Below are 16025 nucleotides of genomic sequence, written 5' to 3'. Positions count from 1 at the left end.
ACCCGAAACCAGGGGTATCAGGTGGCGACTACGCGAATTGTCTCAAGCGATGTGTCTGCCGCGTCGGGAATGTTCATGCCCGCTTTCAATCCGGTTCGTAGGTAGTCGAGCACCGCTTCATTCAGCAGTTCGCCGGGGACGACCGCCGGGATGCCCGGCGGATAGGGGGTGATCTGCTCCGCGCAGACGCGCCCGCTCGCCTTCTCGATCGGCACCTCCTCGACCCGCCCGAAGAACGCGTCACGAGGCAGGTCGACGGTCTCCAGTTCGATCTCCTCGGGTGACGGCAGGTGCATCGGCGGAGGCGGATCGAAGTCGTTGGCCTGCTTGCGCCACGCCCACAGCGCGTCGAGCAACCGTTCCGCGCTGGCCTTGTTGTCGGCGAACGACATGGTCGCCAGGATGCGCCGGTGGTCGCTCATGCCGAGGTCGAGTTGCTTGTGTTCGCGCAGCCAGTCGTGTGCCTGGTAACCGGACGTGCCGGTGGCGGAGACGTCGATCAGGACCTGCAAGGGGTCGAGGTCGTGGGACGCCTCATTGCCGAGCAGTTCGTCCTCCATCACCGCGACGTCGGGAATGAGGTCGATGTCCTGGCGCAGCTGACGCGCCAGTCCCAGTGCGTCGCCGAGCAGTTCGCGGCCGCATTCGACCATCTGCCGGCGCCAGCCGTCCATCGCGGAATAGATCAACACGTTCGGGCTGGTCGTCATCAGCAGGTCGGCGCACGCCGAGAGGCGGTCCTGGTCGACGAGGTCGCCCTGCAGATGAAAGACCGAACCCTGCTCGAAACCGGCGCCCATCTTGTGCACGCTCACCACGCAGACGTCGGCCCCAGCGTCCATCGCCCAGGTCGGCAGGTCTTCATGGAACGGCAGGTGTGCGCCCCAGGCCTCGTCGACGATCAGCGGCTTGCCGCGTTCGTGGCAGACTTCGGCGATTTCGGAGAGGTCCGTGCAGGTGCCGTACGCGCTGGGGCTGACGACGAGGGCTCCGGCGGAGTCGGGATGACGGTCCCAGGCATCGCGGAAGTCCTGCGCAGACGGCGGATGGCTGAAGTGTCGCTCGGCGTCCCAGCGCGGGGTGACCCAGTGCGGTTGGACGCCGGAGAAGATGAGGCCGGCGACGATGGACTTGTGGCTGTCGCGGGGGACGAGCAGACCGCCATCCCCGCCGGCGACGGCCATCATCGCGGCCTTCACTGACAGTGAGCTGCCGCAGGTGGAGAACCAGGCGACCTCGGCGCCGACCGCTTCGGCCATCAGGTCCTCGGCGCGCTGGAGGTATTTGTTGCTGCTGCGACGGTCGTCGAGTCCGCCGTTGGCGAGCAGGTCGTCGGCGAACGCCTCACGGCCGAGCACCTCGAGGACGCGGTCATCGATGCCGCGACCTTGCCGGTGCCCCGGCGGGGTGAAGCCGTAGCGGTTGCGCTTTCGATAGTCGACAAGCGCGTCGAGCAGCGGTGCTTCTGATTGGTCCATGTGGCTCACGGCTTGAGGACCACCTTCACCATGCCGTCCTCCTTTTTCTGGAAGGTCTCATAAGCCTCGGGTGCGGCATCGAGGGGGAGCCGGTGGGTCGCGAACTGCTCGAGGCGCAATGGGTCCTCGGCGGTCAGCAGCGGCATGATGTCGGGCACCCACTTCTTGACGTTGGCCTGGCCCATCCGCAGCTGAATCTGCTTGTCGAACAACGTCATCATGTTGATCGGATCCGCGGCGCCGCCGTAGACGCCGGAAAGAGAGATGGTGCCGCCACGGCGGACCAGGGAGATGGCGGAATTCAGGGCAGCGAGCCGGTCGACGCCGGCATTCTTCATCACGACGCGCCCGATCGGCGAGGGCAAGAATCCGCTTGCGGTCTGCATGGTTTCGGCGACGGGTGAACCGTGGGCTTCCATTCCGACGGCGTCGATGACGGAGTCGGCGCCGCGGCCGTCGGTCTGGCTCTTGACGACCTCGTCGGCGTTGTCGGTTCGGAGGTCGATGAGCTCGTCGCAATAGGCGCGGGCGCGTGAGATCCGTTCGTCGACCAGATCGACGCCGATCACCTTGCAGCCCTTGCGATGCGCCGCGATACGGCACGCCATCGAGCCGATCGGTCCCAGGCCGAGGACGACGAGCGTGCCGCCGTCGGGCACGGCTGCGTACTCGACGGCCTGCCAGGCGGTGGGCAGCACGTCGGAGAGGTAGACGTAGCGGTCGTCGGGCCCGTCTTCGGGCACTTTGATGTGGGTGTACTGGGCCTGCGGGACGCGCAGGTATTCCGCCTGCCCGCCGGCGACTTCGCCGTAGAGCTTGGAGTAACCGAACAATGCGGCACCGGTGCCTTGGTCGCGGTTCTGCGTGGTCTCGCACTGGCTCTGCAGCCCGTGGTCGCACATGAAGCAGTGCCCGCAGGAGATGTTGAACGGGATCACGACGCGGTCGCCGGGTTGCAGACCGTCGACCTCGCGCCCGACTTCCTCCACGATGCCCATCGCTTCGTGGCCGAGGATGTCGCCGGGAGTCATGAAGGCGCCGAGCACCTCGTAGAGATGCAAGTCCGAGCCACAGATGTTGGTGCTGGTGACCCGGATGATCGCGTCGGTCGGTTCCTTGATCGCCGGGTCGGGCACGTTGTCGACGGACACCTTCCGTCGGCCCTGCCACGTCACTGCTCGCATGGGTGCCTCCTGATTATCTGGATGAAGGCGTGCCCACTGCGGAGGGTGTCTAATCCTGCGGGTACTGAGGTGTTGCGATCGCTTCGGAGTTCCGGACGGCGCGCGCGGTTGCCGCGCGGTCCGGGGCTCGGTCGCCGCGCGGTCCGGCGCGCGGCGGTCTACACGCCGCGACCTACGCACTGGGCCGGTCCGACCATGCGCCGGCTGCTGGTGAATCCTTTTGAGCATCAAAGGGTTTGAGACTTGACGTGGTGTTGGGGTCGGCCGCGGTGGCCGGTTCAGTTGGTGGAGGGTGGTGGTTGTGGTTCGAAGGGGTCGTACCACCACCAGTCGGCGCGTTCACCGATCGGTCCGCGACATGGTGGGACCGCCGGTGGAGGTTGGGTCGGGGGCCGGGCCAGTGATGCGTCTGCCAGCGGTCGGCCGGTGGGATCGGTGACGGTCAGGTCGCGTGCGGGTCCGGTGATGGTGATGCCGCCGCGATGATGCAGCCGATGGTGATAGGGACACACCAGCACCAGGTTGTCCAACTCGGTCGCGCCGCCGTCTTCCCAATGCACGATGTGGTGCGCATGCAGACCGCGGGTGGCCTCGCAGCCGGGAACCACGCAGGTGCGGTCGCGGTGCTCGAGCGCGCGGCGCAGCCGGCGGCTGATCTGGCGCGTCGTGCGCCCGGCGCCGATGAGCTGGCCGTCGCGTTCGAACCAGGCCTCACACGTGGCATCACACAACAGGTATTGGCGATCAGCATCCGACAGCAGCGGACCCAGATGCAGCCCGGCGACACGGTCCTTGACATCCAGATGCACCACCACGGTGGTGTGCTGCCCGTGCGGGCGCCGCGCGACCTCGGCGTCCCACCCGGCTTCGACCAACCGCATAAACGCATCCGCGGTGTCCGGGAACGGGGGCTGCTGCTCACATACCGGACCGGTGGCGTCGTGCTCACGTTTGTATTCGGTGATCAACGCGTCTAGATGCGACTGCAACGCCGCGTCGAACACCGCCCCATCGGTGTGGGGCAGCTTGATCCGGTAATAATTGAACTGCTCGTCGGTGTGCTTGCTGATCGAACGCGCCGGCTCAGGCTCAGGTACGGGGTCGGGCTCGGGGCGCGGCTCGAGGCGGATCGCGGTGCGCAACTGGTTGACCGTGGCCACCGACGCCAGCTGCGCGTAGTGCTCATCAGAACCTCTGCCCCCTCGCTTGGCGATGATGCCGACCTGATCCAGCGACAACCGGCCCTCCCGTAGACCCTGGGTACAAACAGGGAATTCCTGGAACCGATGCGCGATCGCGGCGACCGTCTTGGCCGTCGCCTCGGACATGCCCAGCTTCCAAGCCACCAGCGCCTTGACCGAGCGCGTCCCAGTGATCCCCCACAACCGGTCTTGCTCGAGCTCGGCGACGATCTCCACGATGCGCCCATCAATGGCATTGCGCTGACCCGCCAACTCCGCCAACTCTTCGAACAACACCTCCAGACGCTCGAGGCGGCTCAAATCCACCTCCACGCCGGAAGGAGCGAACGAAACCATGACCACATCATCGCAGCGGGGTATGACAAATCCGGGCCAGCCGATGGCGCGAAGGTGTGCCCCCGTGTCAGACGGTGGCGTTGGTGGTGATCGCCTCGGAGTTCAGCACGCTGAGGTGCTGCCAGTAGATCCAGTCGGCGATCGCGGCACGCTGGTCGGCGACTTCTGTCGCGGTGTGCGCCTTGTGCAGCGCGAGTTCCTGGGCGTGGTCGGCATAGGTGACGAAATGCTGCAATTGGACTTGACTGCGCTCCGGGGTATTGCTGAGCAAGGGACGGAAGACCTCGAACCACAGCAGCGCGCGGTTGTCATCGGGTGGGGTGGCGTCGGCGGGTGGCGGGGGAAGTACCTCGGTGAGTCCGCTGGGGGCGATGGCCGCCAATTTTGTTGCTGCCTCTGGTGATATGACTTGGAGTCGGTGGCGGCCTTCCATCCGCCCGTTCTCGGGAATGTCGTCGGGGCGCAGGACGATCTTCGGTGCGCCCGCATCGAATCCTTTGAACTGGTCTTCGGTGGCGATAACGGCGCGCAGGTCGGTGTTGTGTTGCTGCGACCAACCATGAAGTGCGAGAATGGGATACGTCGTCCAGCTGCCACGAACATTGGCAGGGATGCTCTCGTCGGCGGTGGCCATCGTGACCCGTTCGGGCAGGTTCACGCCTTCGGGGATGTAGCCGAGACCGTAATTGTTGGCGACGACGATGGTTCCGTCTTTCGCCAGCCCGGTGACCCAGAAGAAGCCCATGTCGGTGTTGCCGACGTTGAGGGCTGCGGCGATACGGTGGGCCAACTGGGCGGGATCGCTGCCGGACCTCCGTAGGGTGGCTGCGGCGACCGCCTCGCGTTGGGCGCGGGCAGCCGAAACCGGAACGGGCGCAGGGGCGCCGACGGTTCCCGAACCCGCGGCTGCGGCGGCCGGGGGAATGCCAGGGCCAGCCGGAACGGCGGGGGCGACAGGTGCCGCGGGTGGAGGTGTCGCGGGCGGACCGAGTTGGACGGGCGGCGCCGGAGCTGGGGCGGCCGCGGTTGGCGGCGGCGCGACGGGTGCCGGGCCGCCACTGGTCGTCGAGGCGGCGGCAGACGGGGCTTGGCTGGGCTGCGTTGCTGCGGGTGCGTCGGAAAGTGGGGGAGGAGCAGCTGGTTGCCCGGCGGGCATCGGAGCGGATGGTTGAAGCGGCGGAATAGGCGCTTGCGCAGCTCGGGTTGCCGCCTCGGCAAATGACCGCTGAAGGTCGGTCACCTGCGGTTGATTCGGTGCCGCCGCAGCATGATTCATGGTGCTGGGTGTGCTTGGCGTGGTAGAAGTCGATGGTGTCGAGGGAGCGGATGGTGTCGACGGCGCAGAGGTACCGGACGATAGAGGAGTCGCTGGGACGCTAATGCGTGGAGGTGCCGATGCGCCGGAACCGCCAGGGGCGCCAGCTATGCCAGGTCCGGCCGAAGGGGCTAGGGGCGCAGCGGGTATCGCAGGTGCAGGCGAACTGGCCTCCTCACCGACTCCCCCTCGAGAGGGGTCGACGTGTTGACCGGGCAGTGTAGGCGTTGAATTCGACTCGCCGAAAGCGTCGGTTTCTTCACCGGTTCCGCTTCTAGCGGGCTCAACGTCACCATTGGCTTCAATCGGCGGATTATGCGGCGTCGCGCCCGCGTTCCCTAGCTCGCCAGTTCCGCTTTTGCTGGGAGAGACGATGTTACTGACGGGACTTACGTCCGTGTTGGCCTCTTCTTGAGGCCCGAACACTGCAACATCGCCCTCTGGAAGTTGAGGATCAGCATGAACTTCTGCCGAAACACCGGAGATGCTGATGGCAGCCATTGCGACCACCGACAGGTTCTCGTTGCGAGCGGCGGCAACGCCCTCCAAAAGGAAAGTCCTCTTCGCATCATCGGGTATGTCGGGATGGGTCCTTACCCAGTCGAGGATCTTGTTGGCAATCTCTACGTTGCTCGCTATTTGATTCTTCGCGGTGATTGTCGCTGTGAAGCTGTCGTGAAAAAGCTTGGCGGCATGGTCCAGATTTCTTGTTAACGTTTCCATGCTAGAGATTCGTTCATGTAGCGCCTGGTTGGCAGCGCTCCCGGCAGCACCCGACCAAATGCCGGCTCCGTTGAACAATTGTGCGCGCTCTTGTTTCGCCAATTCGAGCACGGAAGCAACAGAGTTCGAAATGGTTTCGAACGCATCGGCAGAAGTTCGAAGTACGTCCTCGTCAACTTCAGGCCACGCGGGGGGAGCGGTCAAATCGTATGGATCGGGCGGTCTGCCTATACCCATCCCCTTAGGCTCCAGACGCTTTGCAAGCCTCGAAGATTGCCGAGCCAGCGTTGGCTGAAGCGCCAGATAGATATGAATCAGCCGGGGTATAGCTGGGAAGCGCGGCCGCGTATGCCCGGCGATACTGCGCAGCCAAACTTGCGAAATCTTGAATGTACGGATTATCGCTACGCCGTCCAAGCTCCTCAACATCGTCAGCGAACTTAGCCATTACAGGAACTACTGCGTCGACTGTCGCGCGTTCCTCGGGTGTCCAGCCGCTTGCCGGGGTTGCAGCATTCAACGCCTGCCATTCGCGTGTGCTCGAAGCGAAATCGTTCAGGAGGCGGTCCCACTCATGGCAGGTCGGATCCGGCTCAGGCATGAACTTCTTCGGATTCGCTGGATCCATCAGGGAAGAAAATCTCTTCGGCGGGTTCGGCTTTGGCACCAACGGAGACCTCGCGTCGGCTGAGCCGTTGTCGATTGCGGTGCAGATATGAACGAGTGCGATAGAGGTAGCCGCCACCGTGCCGACCAGATGATTGTCCGAGGGCACATACGTCGGGACCGCTGCAGAATACGCTCGCGCGTATGCGATGAATTGTTCGTACAGCTCACGCAAGACACGGTGGGTGGTCAGCTTCGCTAACGTGACCGTTTGGTCCGCCGCGGCCAGCATCGCCCGGCGAACCTCCTCGTACTGCTGTCGCAGGTCGGGCGCCCAAGCTGATGCAGGGATAGCGATATCTCGCTTATCCCAGCCCTTCTTCTCAATTTCAACGAGAGTGTTATTGATCGGTGTCCAGGCAGCGCAAGTCGGGTCCTCGGTGATGATGTTGGCTGGGCCCCTATCGTCAGCGCTTGCTAGGCCATAGGTCTCGCCCGATGGTGTCGGGTCTCCGTCGTCCCCCTCATCTGAAGTCACCGAAATCGTCACTGCTGCAGTCACTCCGATGACAGCCAGGAGAGCTACTCCGGCAAGCGCCCACTTCCAGCCATTGCCCCGCTTCTTCGGAGGTGGGCCCGGCGACCACTGCTGCTGCGGCCACGGCGGCTGATGCGGCGGACCCCATTGGCCCGGATTCCCTTGCGGGGGCCCATAATCCCCTGGCGGCGGGCCTCCTGGCGGCGGACCTCCTGGTGGCGGCGGATAGCTCACAGGGTGATCTCCGGTCCCCCCTCAGCGGAACGCATCGGGCTCGGTGCGAGCGCACCATCCGGCACACGCTCTGCACGATCGGCCGGTTCTGCCTCATCCCGCACAGGGCCGGAAGTCGTTTCGGGCGTGGCCTCCTCGTCGCCCGTGCGGACCGCGTCCGACAACTGACCGGCCTGCTGCATTGCCTGTTGCGTGCCCTGCGTCATTGCTTGCGGAATCGCCCCGGCCATGCCGGCCATCTGTATCGGTGCCTGCGCCGCCTGCTGCGGCACCTGCATCGGCTGTTGCGCCACACCTTGGACTGGCGAAGCCGCTGGCATGGCCCCGCCCGGAGCAACGCCTGTTGCGCCTAGCGCTGCACCCGAAACGCCACCCCCTGAGGCACCGTCGCCGCCCGTACGCGCGGCCTCGTCGAGCAATTCGAGGCGCTTGAGAATCTCCTCGGCGAGTTGGCTGTCTACCGCGTCGTATGTGTTCGCGGCGTTGACCACGTTCACCGCGTACTTGGTCAACTCTTCCTTGGTGACCGGCATCTGTGCGAGCACCGGATCCACGACCTCGGCCACCTTCGCCGCAATCGCCGCGGACAACGCGTCGGCTCCCGTCGGCCTGTACACAGTCGGCGGCTCGGGGATGTCGGCGGCGATTCCCCGCAACCGTCCACCCGCTTCGCGCACCAAGCCCGTATCGACCCGCAGGACTTCAGTCATCGTCACCCCGCACCATGCTCAGCGTTGGGCGAGTCCCCTCCGGCATCACGGAGCAAATGCTACCGGACCAGCAATATCAGCCTCGTCAGCAGTTTGACGCCCCTACCATGCAAAAGCGACCCGCTGGACTAGCGTTGCCCTGTGGCCGAACCCGATCCGAAGGCGCTCGACGACCTGTTCAACCGCATCCTTCGCACGGAAGACGACGCACTTCGGGAAACCCGTGAATCCGCCGACGCGGCCGGGATGCCCGCCATCGAGGTTTCCGCGCAACACGGCAAGCTCCTCTACTTGCTGACCACCCTGTCGTCGGCCACCCGTGTATTGGAGATCGGCACACTTGCCGGCTACAGCACCATCAACCTCGCCCGCGGCGTCGGACCCGACGGTCACGTCGTCACCCTCGAATTCGAACCCAAGCACGCCGCGATCGCGCGGGAGAACTTCATCCGGGCGGGCGTGCAAGACCGCATCGAGATCATCGTCGGAGCGGCACTCGACACCCTGCCCACCCTCGCCGAGCGCGGGGACACCTTCGACCTCACTTTCATCGACGCCGACAAAGAGAACAACGTCGCCTATGTCGAGTGGGCTATCAAGCTGGGTAACCCGGGCTCGATCATCGTGGTGGACAACATTGCTCGCTTCGGACGCGTTCTCGACCCGGCCCCCGACGATCGCCAAGCACAAGCCGTCCGCGAGATGCTCGAGATGATGGGCAACCACCCGCAATTGGAGTCCGCCGCGATCCAAACCGTCGGCACCAAAGGTTGGGACGGCTTCGCCGTCGCTCGTATCACCGCGTAGCCCACGGAATTGTGTTATCCAGAGCCCGAAGGGCTCTCCGGCTGTCGGGGGCTCGCGACGGAGGAGGTTCTCGTGTCGTCAAAGGCTTTCTCGATCGCCGTGTTCACGGGCTGCACCGCGCTGGTCCTGTCGCCAGTGGCCCACGCGGATCGCGTTGAACCACCGCCGCTGTACGGGTTCTACGACGTGTTTATCGACTTCTCGAAGCAGACGTTCAACGGTATGCCGACGCCGATGAATCCGATAACCGTGCCTGTCCCGTTCACCACCCACTGCGATTTGAACGGTTGTGTCGTGCGTTGGGACAACAAGGACGACCACGCCCGTAATCCGGGTGCCCCCTTGGTTTACGAGTACAGATGGAATAACGACCGTTGGGAAACCAGCGGCGAGTATCCGTACTTCTGCGATCGGAACGATCCCAGCAGCGCCGTGCAGGCCCTACGGTCGGACTACCTCATCCCCAACCCTGACGGCAGCTTCTTCGGCGAGCGGACTCTCGTCACCAAAGGAGCCGGTTGCCCCGGTGAAGGCCCAGGCACGCATTGGGTGCCGATCAGGCTGACGCCCATCGACCCGCCGCCGCCCAGCTGATCTAGTTGCAGACCGCGCCGACCGCCGCCGAGTGCACCAGCTTGGTGTACTTCGCCAGGACACCCGTCGTGTACACCGGAGGCAACGGCTCGAAGCCGGCCTTGCGCGCCTCGAATTCCTTTGGGTCGACCAGCACATCCAACGTGCCGTTGCCGACGTCGAGGCGGATACGGTCGCCGTCGCGCAGGAACGCGATGGGGCCGGCGTCGACGGCTTCGGGTGCCACATGTCCGACGCACAGCCCGGTGGTGCCGCCGGAGAATCGCCCGTCGGTCATCAGCAGCACATCCTTGCCGAGCCCGGCGCCCTTGATGGCGCCGGTGATCGCCAGCATCTCGCGCATCCCGGGACCGCCCTTGGGCCCCTCGTAGCGGATCACGACGACGTCGCCGGCTTGGATCGTGCCGTCTTCCAACGCGTCCAGCGCGGCGCGCTCGCGCTCGAAAACCCTTGCGGTGCCTTCGAACACATCCGAATCGAAGCCCGCCGACTTGACCACCGCCCCTTCGGGGGCCAGCGAACCGTGCAGGATCGTGATGCCGCCGGTTGGGTGGATCGGATCGGACAGGGCGCGCAGCACTTTGCCGTCCGGGTCGGGTGGCGCGATGTGCGCGAGATTCTCGGCCATCGTCTGACCGGTGACCGTCAGGCAATCCCCATGCAGGAGACCAGCATCCAGCAAGGCTTTCATGACCACCGGCACGCCGCCGATGCGGTCGACGTCGAACATCACATGCTTGCCGAACGGCTTGACGTCGGCGAGGTGCGGCACCTTCTGCCCGATCCGCGTGAAATCGTCGAGGGTCAACTTGACGTTCGCCTCGTAGGCGATCGCCAGCAGATGCAGCACCGCGTTGGTCGACCCGCCGAACGCCATCACGACGGCGATCGCGTTCTCGAACGCCTCCTTGGTCATGATGTCGCGCGCGGTGATACCGCGACGCAGAAGATCGACGACCGCCGCGCCGCTGCGGCGGGCGAACCCGTCACGTCGGCGATCCGTGGCCGGCGGCGCAGCCGAACCGGGCAGCGACATGCCGAGCGCTTCGGCGGCCGAGGCCATCGTGTTCGCGGTGTACATGCCGCCACAGGCGCCTTCGCCGGGACAGATCGCGCGCTCGATGGCATCGACGTCCGCCCGGGACATCAGGCCGCGCGCGCACGCGCCGACCGCCTCGAACGCGTCGATGATCGTCACGTCCATTTCGGTGCCGTCGGACAGCTTGGCCTTGCCCGGCAGAATCGACCCGGCGTAGAGGAACACGCTGGCGAGGTCGAGGCGTGCGGCGGCCATCAGCATGCCGGGCAGCGACTTGTCGCACCCCGCCAGCAGCACCGAGCCGTCCAGCCGCTCGGCCATCATCACCGTCTCGACGCTGTCGGCGATGACCTCACGCGACACCAGCGAGAAGTGCATGCCTTCGTGGCCCATCGATATGCCGTCGGACACCGAGATGGTGCCGAACTCCATCGGGAACCCGCCGGCCGCGTGCACGCCGTCTTTGACCGCCTTGGCGAGACGGTCGAGCGAAAGGTTGCACGGCGTGATCTCGTTCCACGACGACCCGACACCGATCTGCGGCTTGGCGAAGTCGGCGTCCTCCATGCCTACCGCGCGCAACATCCCGCGGGCGGCGGCCTTCTCGAGTCCGTCGGTGACGTCGCGACTGCGGGGCTTGATGTCGGGCTCCGCCCGACGGCCGGCTTCGGGGTCCGGAGTCTGTGAGGGCATCAAACAAGTATGCCTTCGGCGTTTCACCCGGCCAAACCAATATCTATACCCCGGCGGGGTATGCGGTAGTCTGGGGTCATGACGTCGTTGATCGCTCGCCTCACCACTGTCCTGACCGCCCTCGCCGCCGCGCTGCTGCTGGCATCCTGCAGCAGTCCCGCTTCCGACGGTCACACCGAACACCAGCAGCCCGAAGAGCCCGTGATCAGCGGGGAACCGGCCGGCTTCAACGCCGACGACGTCGCCTTCGCGACGAACATGATCCCGCACCACAAGCAGGCCGTCGAGCTCTCGGCGTTGGTGCCCGAGCGCTCCACGAATCCGGAGGTGAAAGCCCTCGCCGAGCAGATCTCCGCCGCGCAGGCGCCCGAGATCCGGGCGATGGAGGTGCTGCTCGTGCAGTGGAACGAAAACCCCGACTCCGACACCGGGCACGGTGGACACGGCGGGCATGGCGCGATGCAGGGCATGGTCGACGACGCCACCATGGCCAAACTCAAGTCTCTGTCCGGTCCCGAGTTCGACACGCTGTGGCTCCAGTCGATGATCGGCCACCACCAGGGGGCGATCGAGATGGCCCAAGCAGAGCTTGCGAACGGTGAGAACGTCGACGCCAAGCGCCTGGCGCAGACGATGGTCGACACCCAGCAGGCCGAGATCGACCAGATGAACCGAATGTTGAAGGGCTGAAATGACTGCAGTACATGGTTATTCAGAACAGAAGGAAAACTACGCCAAGCGGCTGCGTCGCATCGAGGGCCAGGTCCGCGGTATCGCGAAGATGATCGAGGACGACAAGTACTGCATCGACGTGCTCACCCAGATCAGTGCGGTCAACAGCGCGCTGCAGTCGGTCGCGCTCGGACTGCTGGACGAACACCTCGGGCACTGCGTGTCCCAAGCCGTGGCGGAGGGCGGTGAGGAGGCCGACGTGAAGCTGGCCGAGGCGTCGGCGGCCATCGCGCGCCTGGTGCGGTCCTAGCCGCCCAGCGCGTCGTCGATGCGCCTGACCTTCGCCGTGAGCTGATCGGTGTGGCCGGGGCGGATGTCGGCTTTGAGGACGAGGCTCACCCGGGGCGATGCTGCGGCGACTGCGTCGACGGCCCGCTTCACCACATCCATCACCTCGTCCCAGTCGCCCTCGAGGTTGGTGAACATCGCGTTGGTTTCGTTCGGCAGTCCCGACGAGCGGACCACCTTCACCGCTTCGGCAACGGCGTCGCCGACACTCTCATCTGCGCCCATCGGGCTCACACTGAAGGCCACAATCATTCGACCAGCCTGCCACCGGTAACACTGGGAGTCCGACGACGATGAACAATGCAGGTCAAGGGTGTGGATTGAGCGCTGCCCAGGTTTCGGGGCGGCCCGCACGGCGGTCGGCGCTCCGCGCGCTATGCCACACTGGTTGGAGTTCTGCGACTGGGAGGTTATGTATGCGCAGGCCAAAGCGCAGCCGAGTGCTCACTGCCATCCTGGCGGCGGGTTTCGTCGGCGGGATGGTGCTCAGCAGCCCGTCAGCCCTGGCTCAACCTGGTGTTCCGCCGCCGCCGCCGGCGCCCGTCAACCCGGCAGTAGCGCCAGCCCCGCCACCGCCGCCACCGGGAGTACCGCCGCCACCGCCTGCGAATCCGTTGGCGGCCCCCGCGCCGGCCCCGCCCGCCCCGCCGGCCGAGGCTCCGCCGCCGCCGCCGTCATCGAACCCGTTCTTCGGGCCCCCCGATCCGCTGGCTCAGCAGCATCCGATCCCGGAGGGCACCCCCGCCGGGCAGAACCCCACGCCCTATGTCGGGGCGCCGGTGTTCGCACCGCCGTCATTCAATCCGACCGACGGCTCGATCGTCGGCGCTGCCAAGCCGATCTACATCAACTTCCAACGGCCGATCGCCAACCGTGCATTGGCCGAACAAGCCATCCACATCTCGTCGAACCCGCCGGTGCCTGGCCGCTTCTACTGGACCACCGACACCCAGGTGCGGTGGCGTCCGCAGGACTTCTGGCCCGCGGGCACCGTGGTGAACATCGACGCGTCCGGCACCAAGTCGAGCTTCACGGTGCCCGAGCAACTCGTCGCGACCATCGACAACAAGTCGTTGCAGATGGAGGTCCACCGCAACGGCGAGCTAGTGGAGACCTTCCCGGTGTCGATGGGCAAGAAGGGCCATGACACCCCCAACGGCACCTACTACGTGCTGGAGAAGTTCCCGGAGATCGTGATGGATTCGTCCACCTACGGTGTGCCGGTGGATTCGCCCGACGGCTACAAGCTGAAGGTGAAGGACGCAGTCCGCATCGACAACCTCGGCACGTTCGTGCACAGCGCGCCGTGGTCGGTGGGCTCGCAGGGCGAGGAAAACGTCAGCCACGGCTGCATCAACCTCAGTCCAGCCAACGCGAAGTGGTTCTTCGACAATTTCGGCAGCGGTGATGCGGTTGTCATCAAGAACTCCACCGGCTCCTACAACAAGCCCGACGGCGCGTCGGACTGGCAGATGTTCTGAGCGGTTTCGGTGCGCTACTGATCGCTGCGCGACTGGTAGCGCACCGAAATCCCTAGTTCCAGATGCGTACGCGCCGTTCGGGTTCTAGGTAGAGCGCGTCGCCTTCGGTCACGCCGAACGCCTCGTAGAACGCGTCCATGTTGCGGATGACGCCGTTGCACCGGAACTCCGGCGGTGAATGCGGGTCGATCGCGAGTCGTCGGATGGCCTCGGCGTCACGGGATTTCGCCCGCCACACCTGAGCCCAGCCATAGAAAACCCGTTGTTCGCCCGTCAATCCGTCGATGACGGGCGCCTCGCGGCCACCGAGTGACAGCCGGTAGGCCAGCAGGGCGATCGACAGCCCACCGAGGTCGCCGATGTTCTCCCCAACGGTGAACGCGCCGTTCACGTGGTGCCCGTTGCTCAACGCACGCGGCACGTACTCTTCGTACTGCTCGATCAACTTCTTTGTGCGGGCCCCGAACTCGGTGCGGTCCTCGTCGGTCCACCAGTCGACCAAGTTGCCGTCGCCGTCGTACTTGGCGCCCTGATCGTCGAAGCCGTGCCCGATCTCGTGGCCGATCACCGCGCCTATGCCGCCGTAGTTCGCGGCGTCGTCGGCGTCGGCGTCGAAGAACGGCGGCTGCAGAATCGCTGCGGGGAAGACGATCTCGTTCATGCCGGGGTTGTAGTAGGCATTCACGGTCTGCGGCGTCATGAACCACTCGTCGCGGTCGACGGGTCCGCCGAGCTTGGCCATCTCGCGGTCGTACTCGAAGGCGTAGCCGCGCCGGTAGTTCCCGTAAAGATCGTCGCGCTCGATCACCAAATCCGAATAGTCGCGCCACTTCACGGGATAACCGATCTTCGGCGTGAACTTGTCGAGCTTGGCCAACGCCTTCTCCCGCGTGGCCGGCGTCATCCAGTCCAACGAATTGATGCTGACGCGGTACGCCTCGCGGATGTTGGCGACGAGTTCGTCCATCCGCGCCTTGGCGCGTGGCGGGAAATGCCGCTCGACGTAGAGCTTGCCGACCGCGTCGCCCATCAGGTTTTCCACCACCGACACCGCGCGCTTCCACCGGTCGCGGATCTGCTCGGTGCCCGACAGTCGACGGCCGTAGAACGCGAAGTCCTCGGCGATCAGGTCGTCGGTCAGCAGGAACGCGCGGGCGTGAATGACCCGCCACCGCAGCCAGCGTTTCCAGTCCTCTAGATCCTCGCCTGACCACGCCGCCGCGAATGCGGTGAGGTAATCAGGTTGGCGGACAACGACTTCCGCTGCCGCCTCCGGAGACGTGCCCAGCTCGGCGATCCAACCGGTCCAGTCGAATCCGGGCGCTTCGGCGGGCAGGTCGGCGAAGGCGCGCAGGTTGTAGGTGAGGTCGGCGTCGCGACGCTTGACGACGTCCCAGTGCGCGGCGGCCAGCTTGGTCTCCAGCGCGACGATGCCTGCCGCGGTCTCGTCGTGATCGCCCTCGCCGTAGACCAACCCGAACATCGCCGCGATGTGCTGCGGATAGGCGGCGAGAATCTCGGCGTGCTGCTCATCGCGGTAGTAGGACTCGTCCGGCAGTCCCAGACCGGACTGGTTGAAGTGAAGCAGGTACCGCGTGGAGTTTTTGGAGTCGGTGTCGACGTAGACGCCGGTGCCGCCGCCGATGCCGGTGCGCTGCAACGCACCCAGCACCCGGGCCAGCGCCTCGGGGCTGTCGGCAGCGTCGATCGCAGCCAACTCCTCCAGCAGCGGTTGCACACCGCGCGCGGCGACGGTCCGCTCGTCCATGAAGCTGGCGTACAGGTCGCCGATGCGCTGTTCGTCGGTGCCCGACGCGGCACCCGATGCCGCCGCCGTGGTGATCAGGTCGCGGACGTGCTCCTCGGCGCGGTCGTACAGAGATCGGAACGCACCGTCGGTGGCACGGTCGCCGGGCATCTCGTACTCGGTCAACCACCGGCCGTTGACGTGGCCGAAGAGGTCGTCTTGGGGGCGGGCCTGGGTGTCGACGTGGCTCAGGTCGATGCCCGATCGGATTGCTTCTACAGTCACCCCACCAGGGTGCCAGAGCCTTGCCGGTACCCT

Annotated in this window: 14 protein-coding genes and 1 pseudogene; 5 read left to right on the top strand and 10 right to left on the bottom strand. The window is 65.5% G+C overall.

The genetic code is table 11. The features are described 5' to 3' along the window. Positions 1–17: 17 nt before the first annotated feature. The 7 genes and pseudogenes from G6N18_RS15195 to G6N18_RS15170 form a co-directional block, all read right to left on the bottom strand. Positions 18–1478: an aminotransferase class I/II-fold pyridoxal phosphate-dependent enzyme gene (locus G6N18_RS15195; RefSeq protein ID WP_083003642.1), complete on the bottom strand. Its 1461-nt coding sequence runs from the start codon at positions 1476–1478 to the stop codon at positions 18–20. Positions 1479–1483: 5 nt separating this feature from the next. Beyond that, positions 1484–2662 carry a zinc-dependent alcohol dehydrogenase gene (locus tag G6N18_RS15190; RefSeq protein ID WP_083003644.1) on the bottom strand — a complete coding sequence of 393 codons (1179 nt, stop codon included), beginning with the start codon at positions 2660–2662 and terminating at the stop codon, positions 1484–1486. Between the two features lie 278 nt (positions 2663–2940). Then, entirely contained in the window at positions 2941–4200 is a 1260-nt protein-coding gene (locus tag G6N18_RS15185; RefSeq protein ID WP_083003836.1) for an HNH endonuclease signature motif containing protein, read from the bottom strand. Between the two features lie 67 nt (positions 4201–4267). Next, positions 4268–5356: an EspK C-terminal domain-containing protein gene (locus G6N18_RS15180; protein WP_234806195.1), complete on the bottom strand. Its 1089-nt coding sequence runs from the start codon at positions 5354–5356 to the stop codon at positions 4268–4270. Between the two features lie 786 nt (positions 5357–6142). Continuing rightward, a pseudogene (locus tag G6N18_RS24955) lies at positions 6143–6475 on the bottom strand (WXG100-like domain-containing protein); the annotation flags it as partial. A gap of 4 nt (positions 6476–6479) precedes the next feature. Continuing rightward, on the bottom strand, positions 6480–7394 hold the full coding sequence (locus G6N18_RS15175) for an ESX-1 system-associated protein (RefSeq protein WP_234806196.1): 915 nt from the start codon (positions 7392–7394) through the stop codon (positions 6480–6482). A 218-nt stretch (positions 7395–7612) separates the two neighbouring features. Then, on the bottom strand, positions 7613–8326 hold the full coding sequence (locus G6N18_RS15170) for a type VII secretion target (RefSeq protein WP_083003650.1): 714 nt from the start codon (positions 8324–8326) through the stop codon (positions 7613–7615). Between the two features lie 141 nt (positions 8327–8467). On the opposite strand from G6N18_RS15170, the gene G6N18_RS15165 reads away from it, so the two are divergent. Further along, on the top strand, positions 8468–9133 hold the full coding sequence (locus G6N18_RS15165; RefSeq protein WP_083003653.1) for an O-methyltransferase: 666 nt from the start codon (positions 8468–8470) through the stop codon (positions 9131–9133). A 72-nt stretch (positions 9134–9205) separates the two neighbouring features. After that, positions 9206–9727 carry an MBOE_33420 family protein gene (locus G6N18_RS15160; RefSeq protein ID WP_082949418.1) on the top strand — a complete coding sequence of 174 codons (522 nt, stop codon included), beginning with the start codon at positions 9206–9208 and terminating at the stop codon, positions 9725–9727. A 1-nt stretch (position 9728) separates the two neighbouring features. Here G6N18_RS15160 and ilvD read toward each other — a convergent pair whose 3' ends face one another. Continuing rightward, a complete protein-coding gene (ilvD, locus tag G6N18_RS15155; RefSeq protein ID WP_067224612.1) occupies positions 9729–11459 on the bottom strand; it encodes a dihydroxy-acid dehydratase in 1731 nt (576 codons plus the stop codon). 78 nt (positions 11460–11537) lie between these two features. On the opposite strand from ilvD, the gene G6N18_RS15150 reads away from it, so the two are divergent. Continuing rightward, positions 11538–12149 carry a DUF305 domain-containing protein gene (locus G6N18_RS15150; RefSeq protein WP_083003656.1) on the top strand — a complete coding sequence of 204 codons (612 nt, stop codon included), beginning with the start codon at positions 11538–11540 and terminating at the stop codon, positions 12147–12149. 1 nt (position 12150) lies between these two features. Next, positions 12151–12441, top strand: coding sequence for a copper-sensing transcriptional repressor RicR (ricR, locus tag G6N18_RS15145; protein ID WP_067224606.1), 291 nt, complete (start codon positions 12151–12153; stop codon positions 12439–12441). Here the strand turns inward: ricR and G6N18_RS15140 are convergent. Continuing rightward, entirely contained in the window at positions 12438–12731 is a 294-nt protein-coding gene (locus tag G6N18_RS15140) for an MTH1187 family thiamine-binding protein (RefSeq protein ID WP_067224604.1), read from the bottom strand. The genes ricR and G6N18_RS15140 overlap by 4 nt on opposite strands. Positions 12732–12895: 164 nt before the next feature. On the opposite strand from G6N18_RS15140, the gene G6N18_RS15135 reads away from it, so the two are divergent. Beyond that, the gene (locus G6N18_RS15135) at positions 12896–13960 is read left to right on the top strand and encodes a L,D-transpeptidase (RefSeq protein ID WP_083003659.1); all 1065 of its coding nucleotides are present in this window, start codon (positions 12896–12898) and stop codon (positions 13958–13960) included. A 52-nt stretch (positions 13961–14012) separates the two neighbouring features. Here the strand turns inward: G6N18_RS15135 and G6N18_RS15130 are convergent, their stop codons facing one another. After that, entirely contained in the window at positions 14013–15992 is a 1980-nt protein-coding gene (locus G6N18_RS15130; protein ID WP_083003661.1) for a M13 family metallopeptidase, read from the bottom strand. Positions 15993–16025 lie beyond the last annotated feature (33 nt).

The sequence above is a fragment of the Mycolicibacterium celeriflavum genome (assembly GCF_010731795.1).
Lineage (GTDB): Bacteria > Actinomycetota > Actinomycetes > Mycobacteriales > Mycobacteriaceae > Mycobacterium > Mycobacterium celeriflavum.
The sequence above is the reverse complement of the archived record's forward strand: the minus strand, read 5'-3'. Positions and strand labels throughout refer to the sequence as shown.

What these genes read in the sequence shown, in the direction of transcription:
- G6N18_RS15195 (WP_083003642.1), bottom strand. Translation starts at nt 1,478, where the DNA reads ATGGACCAATCAGAAGCACCGCTGCTCGACGCGCTTGTCGACTATCGA.
- G6N18_RS15190 (WP_083003644.1), bottom strand. Translation starts at nt 2,662, where the DNA reads ATGCGAGCAGTGACGTGGCAGGGCCGACGGAAGGTGTCCGTCGACAAC.
- G6N18_RS15185 (WP_083003836.1), bottom strand. Translation starts at nt 4,200, where the DNA reads ATGGTTTCGTTCGCTCCTTCCGGCGTGGAGGTGGATTTGAGCCGCCTC.
- G6N18_RS15180 (WP_234806195.1), bottom strand. Translation starts at nt 5,356, where the DNA reads ATGCCCGCCGGGCAACCAGCTGCTCCTCCCCCACTTTCCGACGCACCC.
- G6N18_RS15170 (WP_083003650.1), bottom strand. Translation starts at nt 8,326, where the DNA reads ATGACTGAAGTCCTGCGGGTCGATACGGGCTTGGTGCGCGAAGCGGGT.
- ilvD (WP_067224612.1), bottom strand. Translation starts at nt 11,459, where the DNA reads ATGCCCTCACAGACTCCGGACCCCGAAGCCGGCCGTCGGGCGGAGCCC.
- G6N18_RS15150 (WP_083003656.1), top strand. Translation starts at nt 11,538, where the DNA reads ATGACGTCGTTGATCGCTCGCCTCACCACTGTCCTGACCGCCCTCGCC.
- ricR (WP_067224606.1), top strand. Translation starts at nt 12,151, where the DNA reads ATGACTGCAGTACATGGTTATTCAGAACAGAAGGAAAACTACGCCAAG.
- G6N18_RS15140 (WP_067224604.1), bottom strand. Translation starts at nt 12,731, where the DNA reads ATGATTGTGGCCTTCAGTGTGAGCCCGATGGGCGCAGATGAGAGTGTC.
- G6N18_RS15135 (WP_083003659.1), top strand. Translation starts at nt 12,896, where the DNA reads ATGCGCAGGCCAAAGCGCAGCCGAGTGCTCACTGCCATCCTGGCGGCG.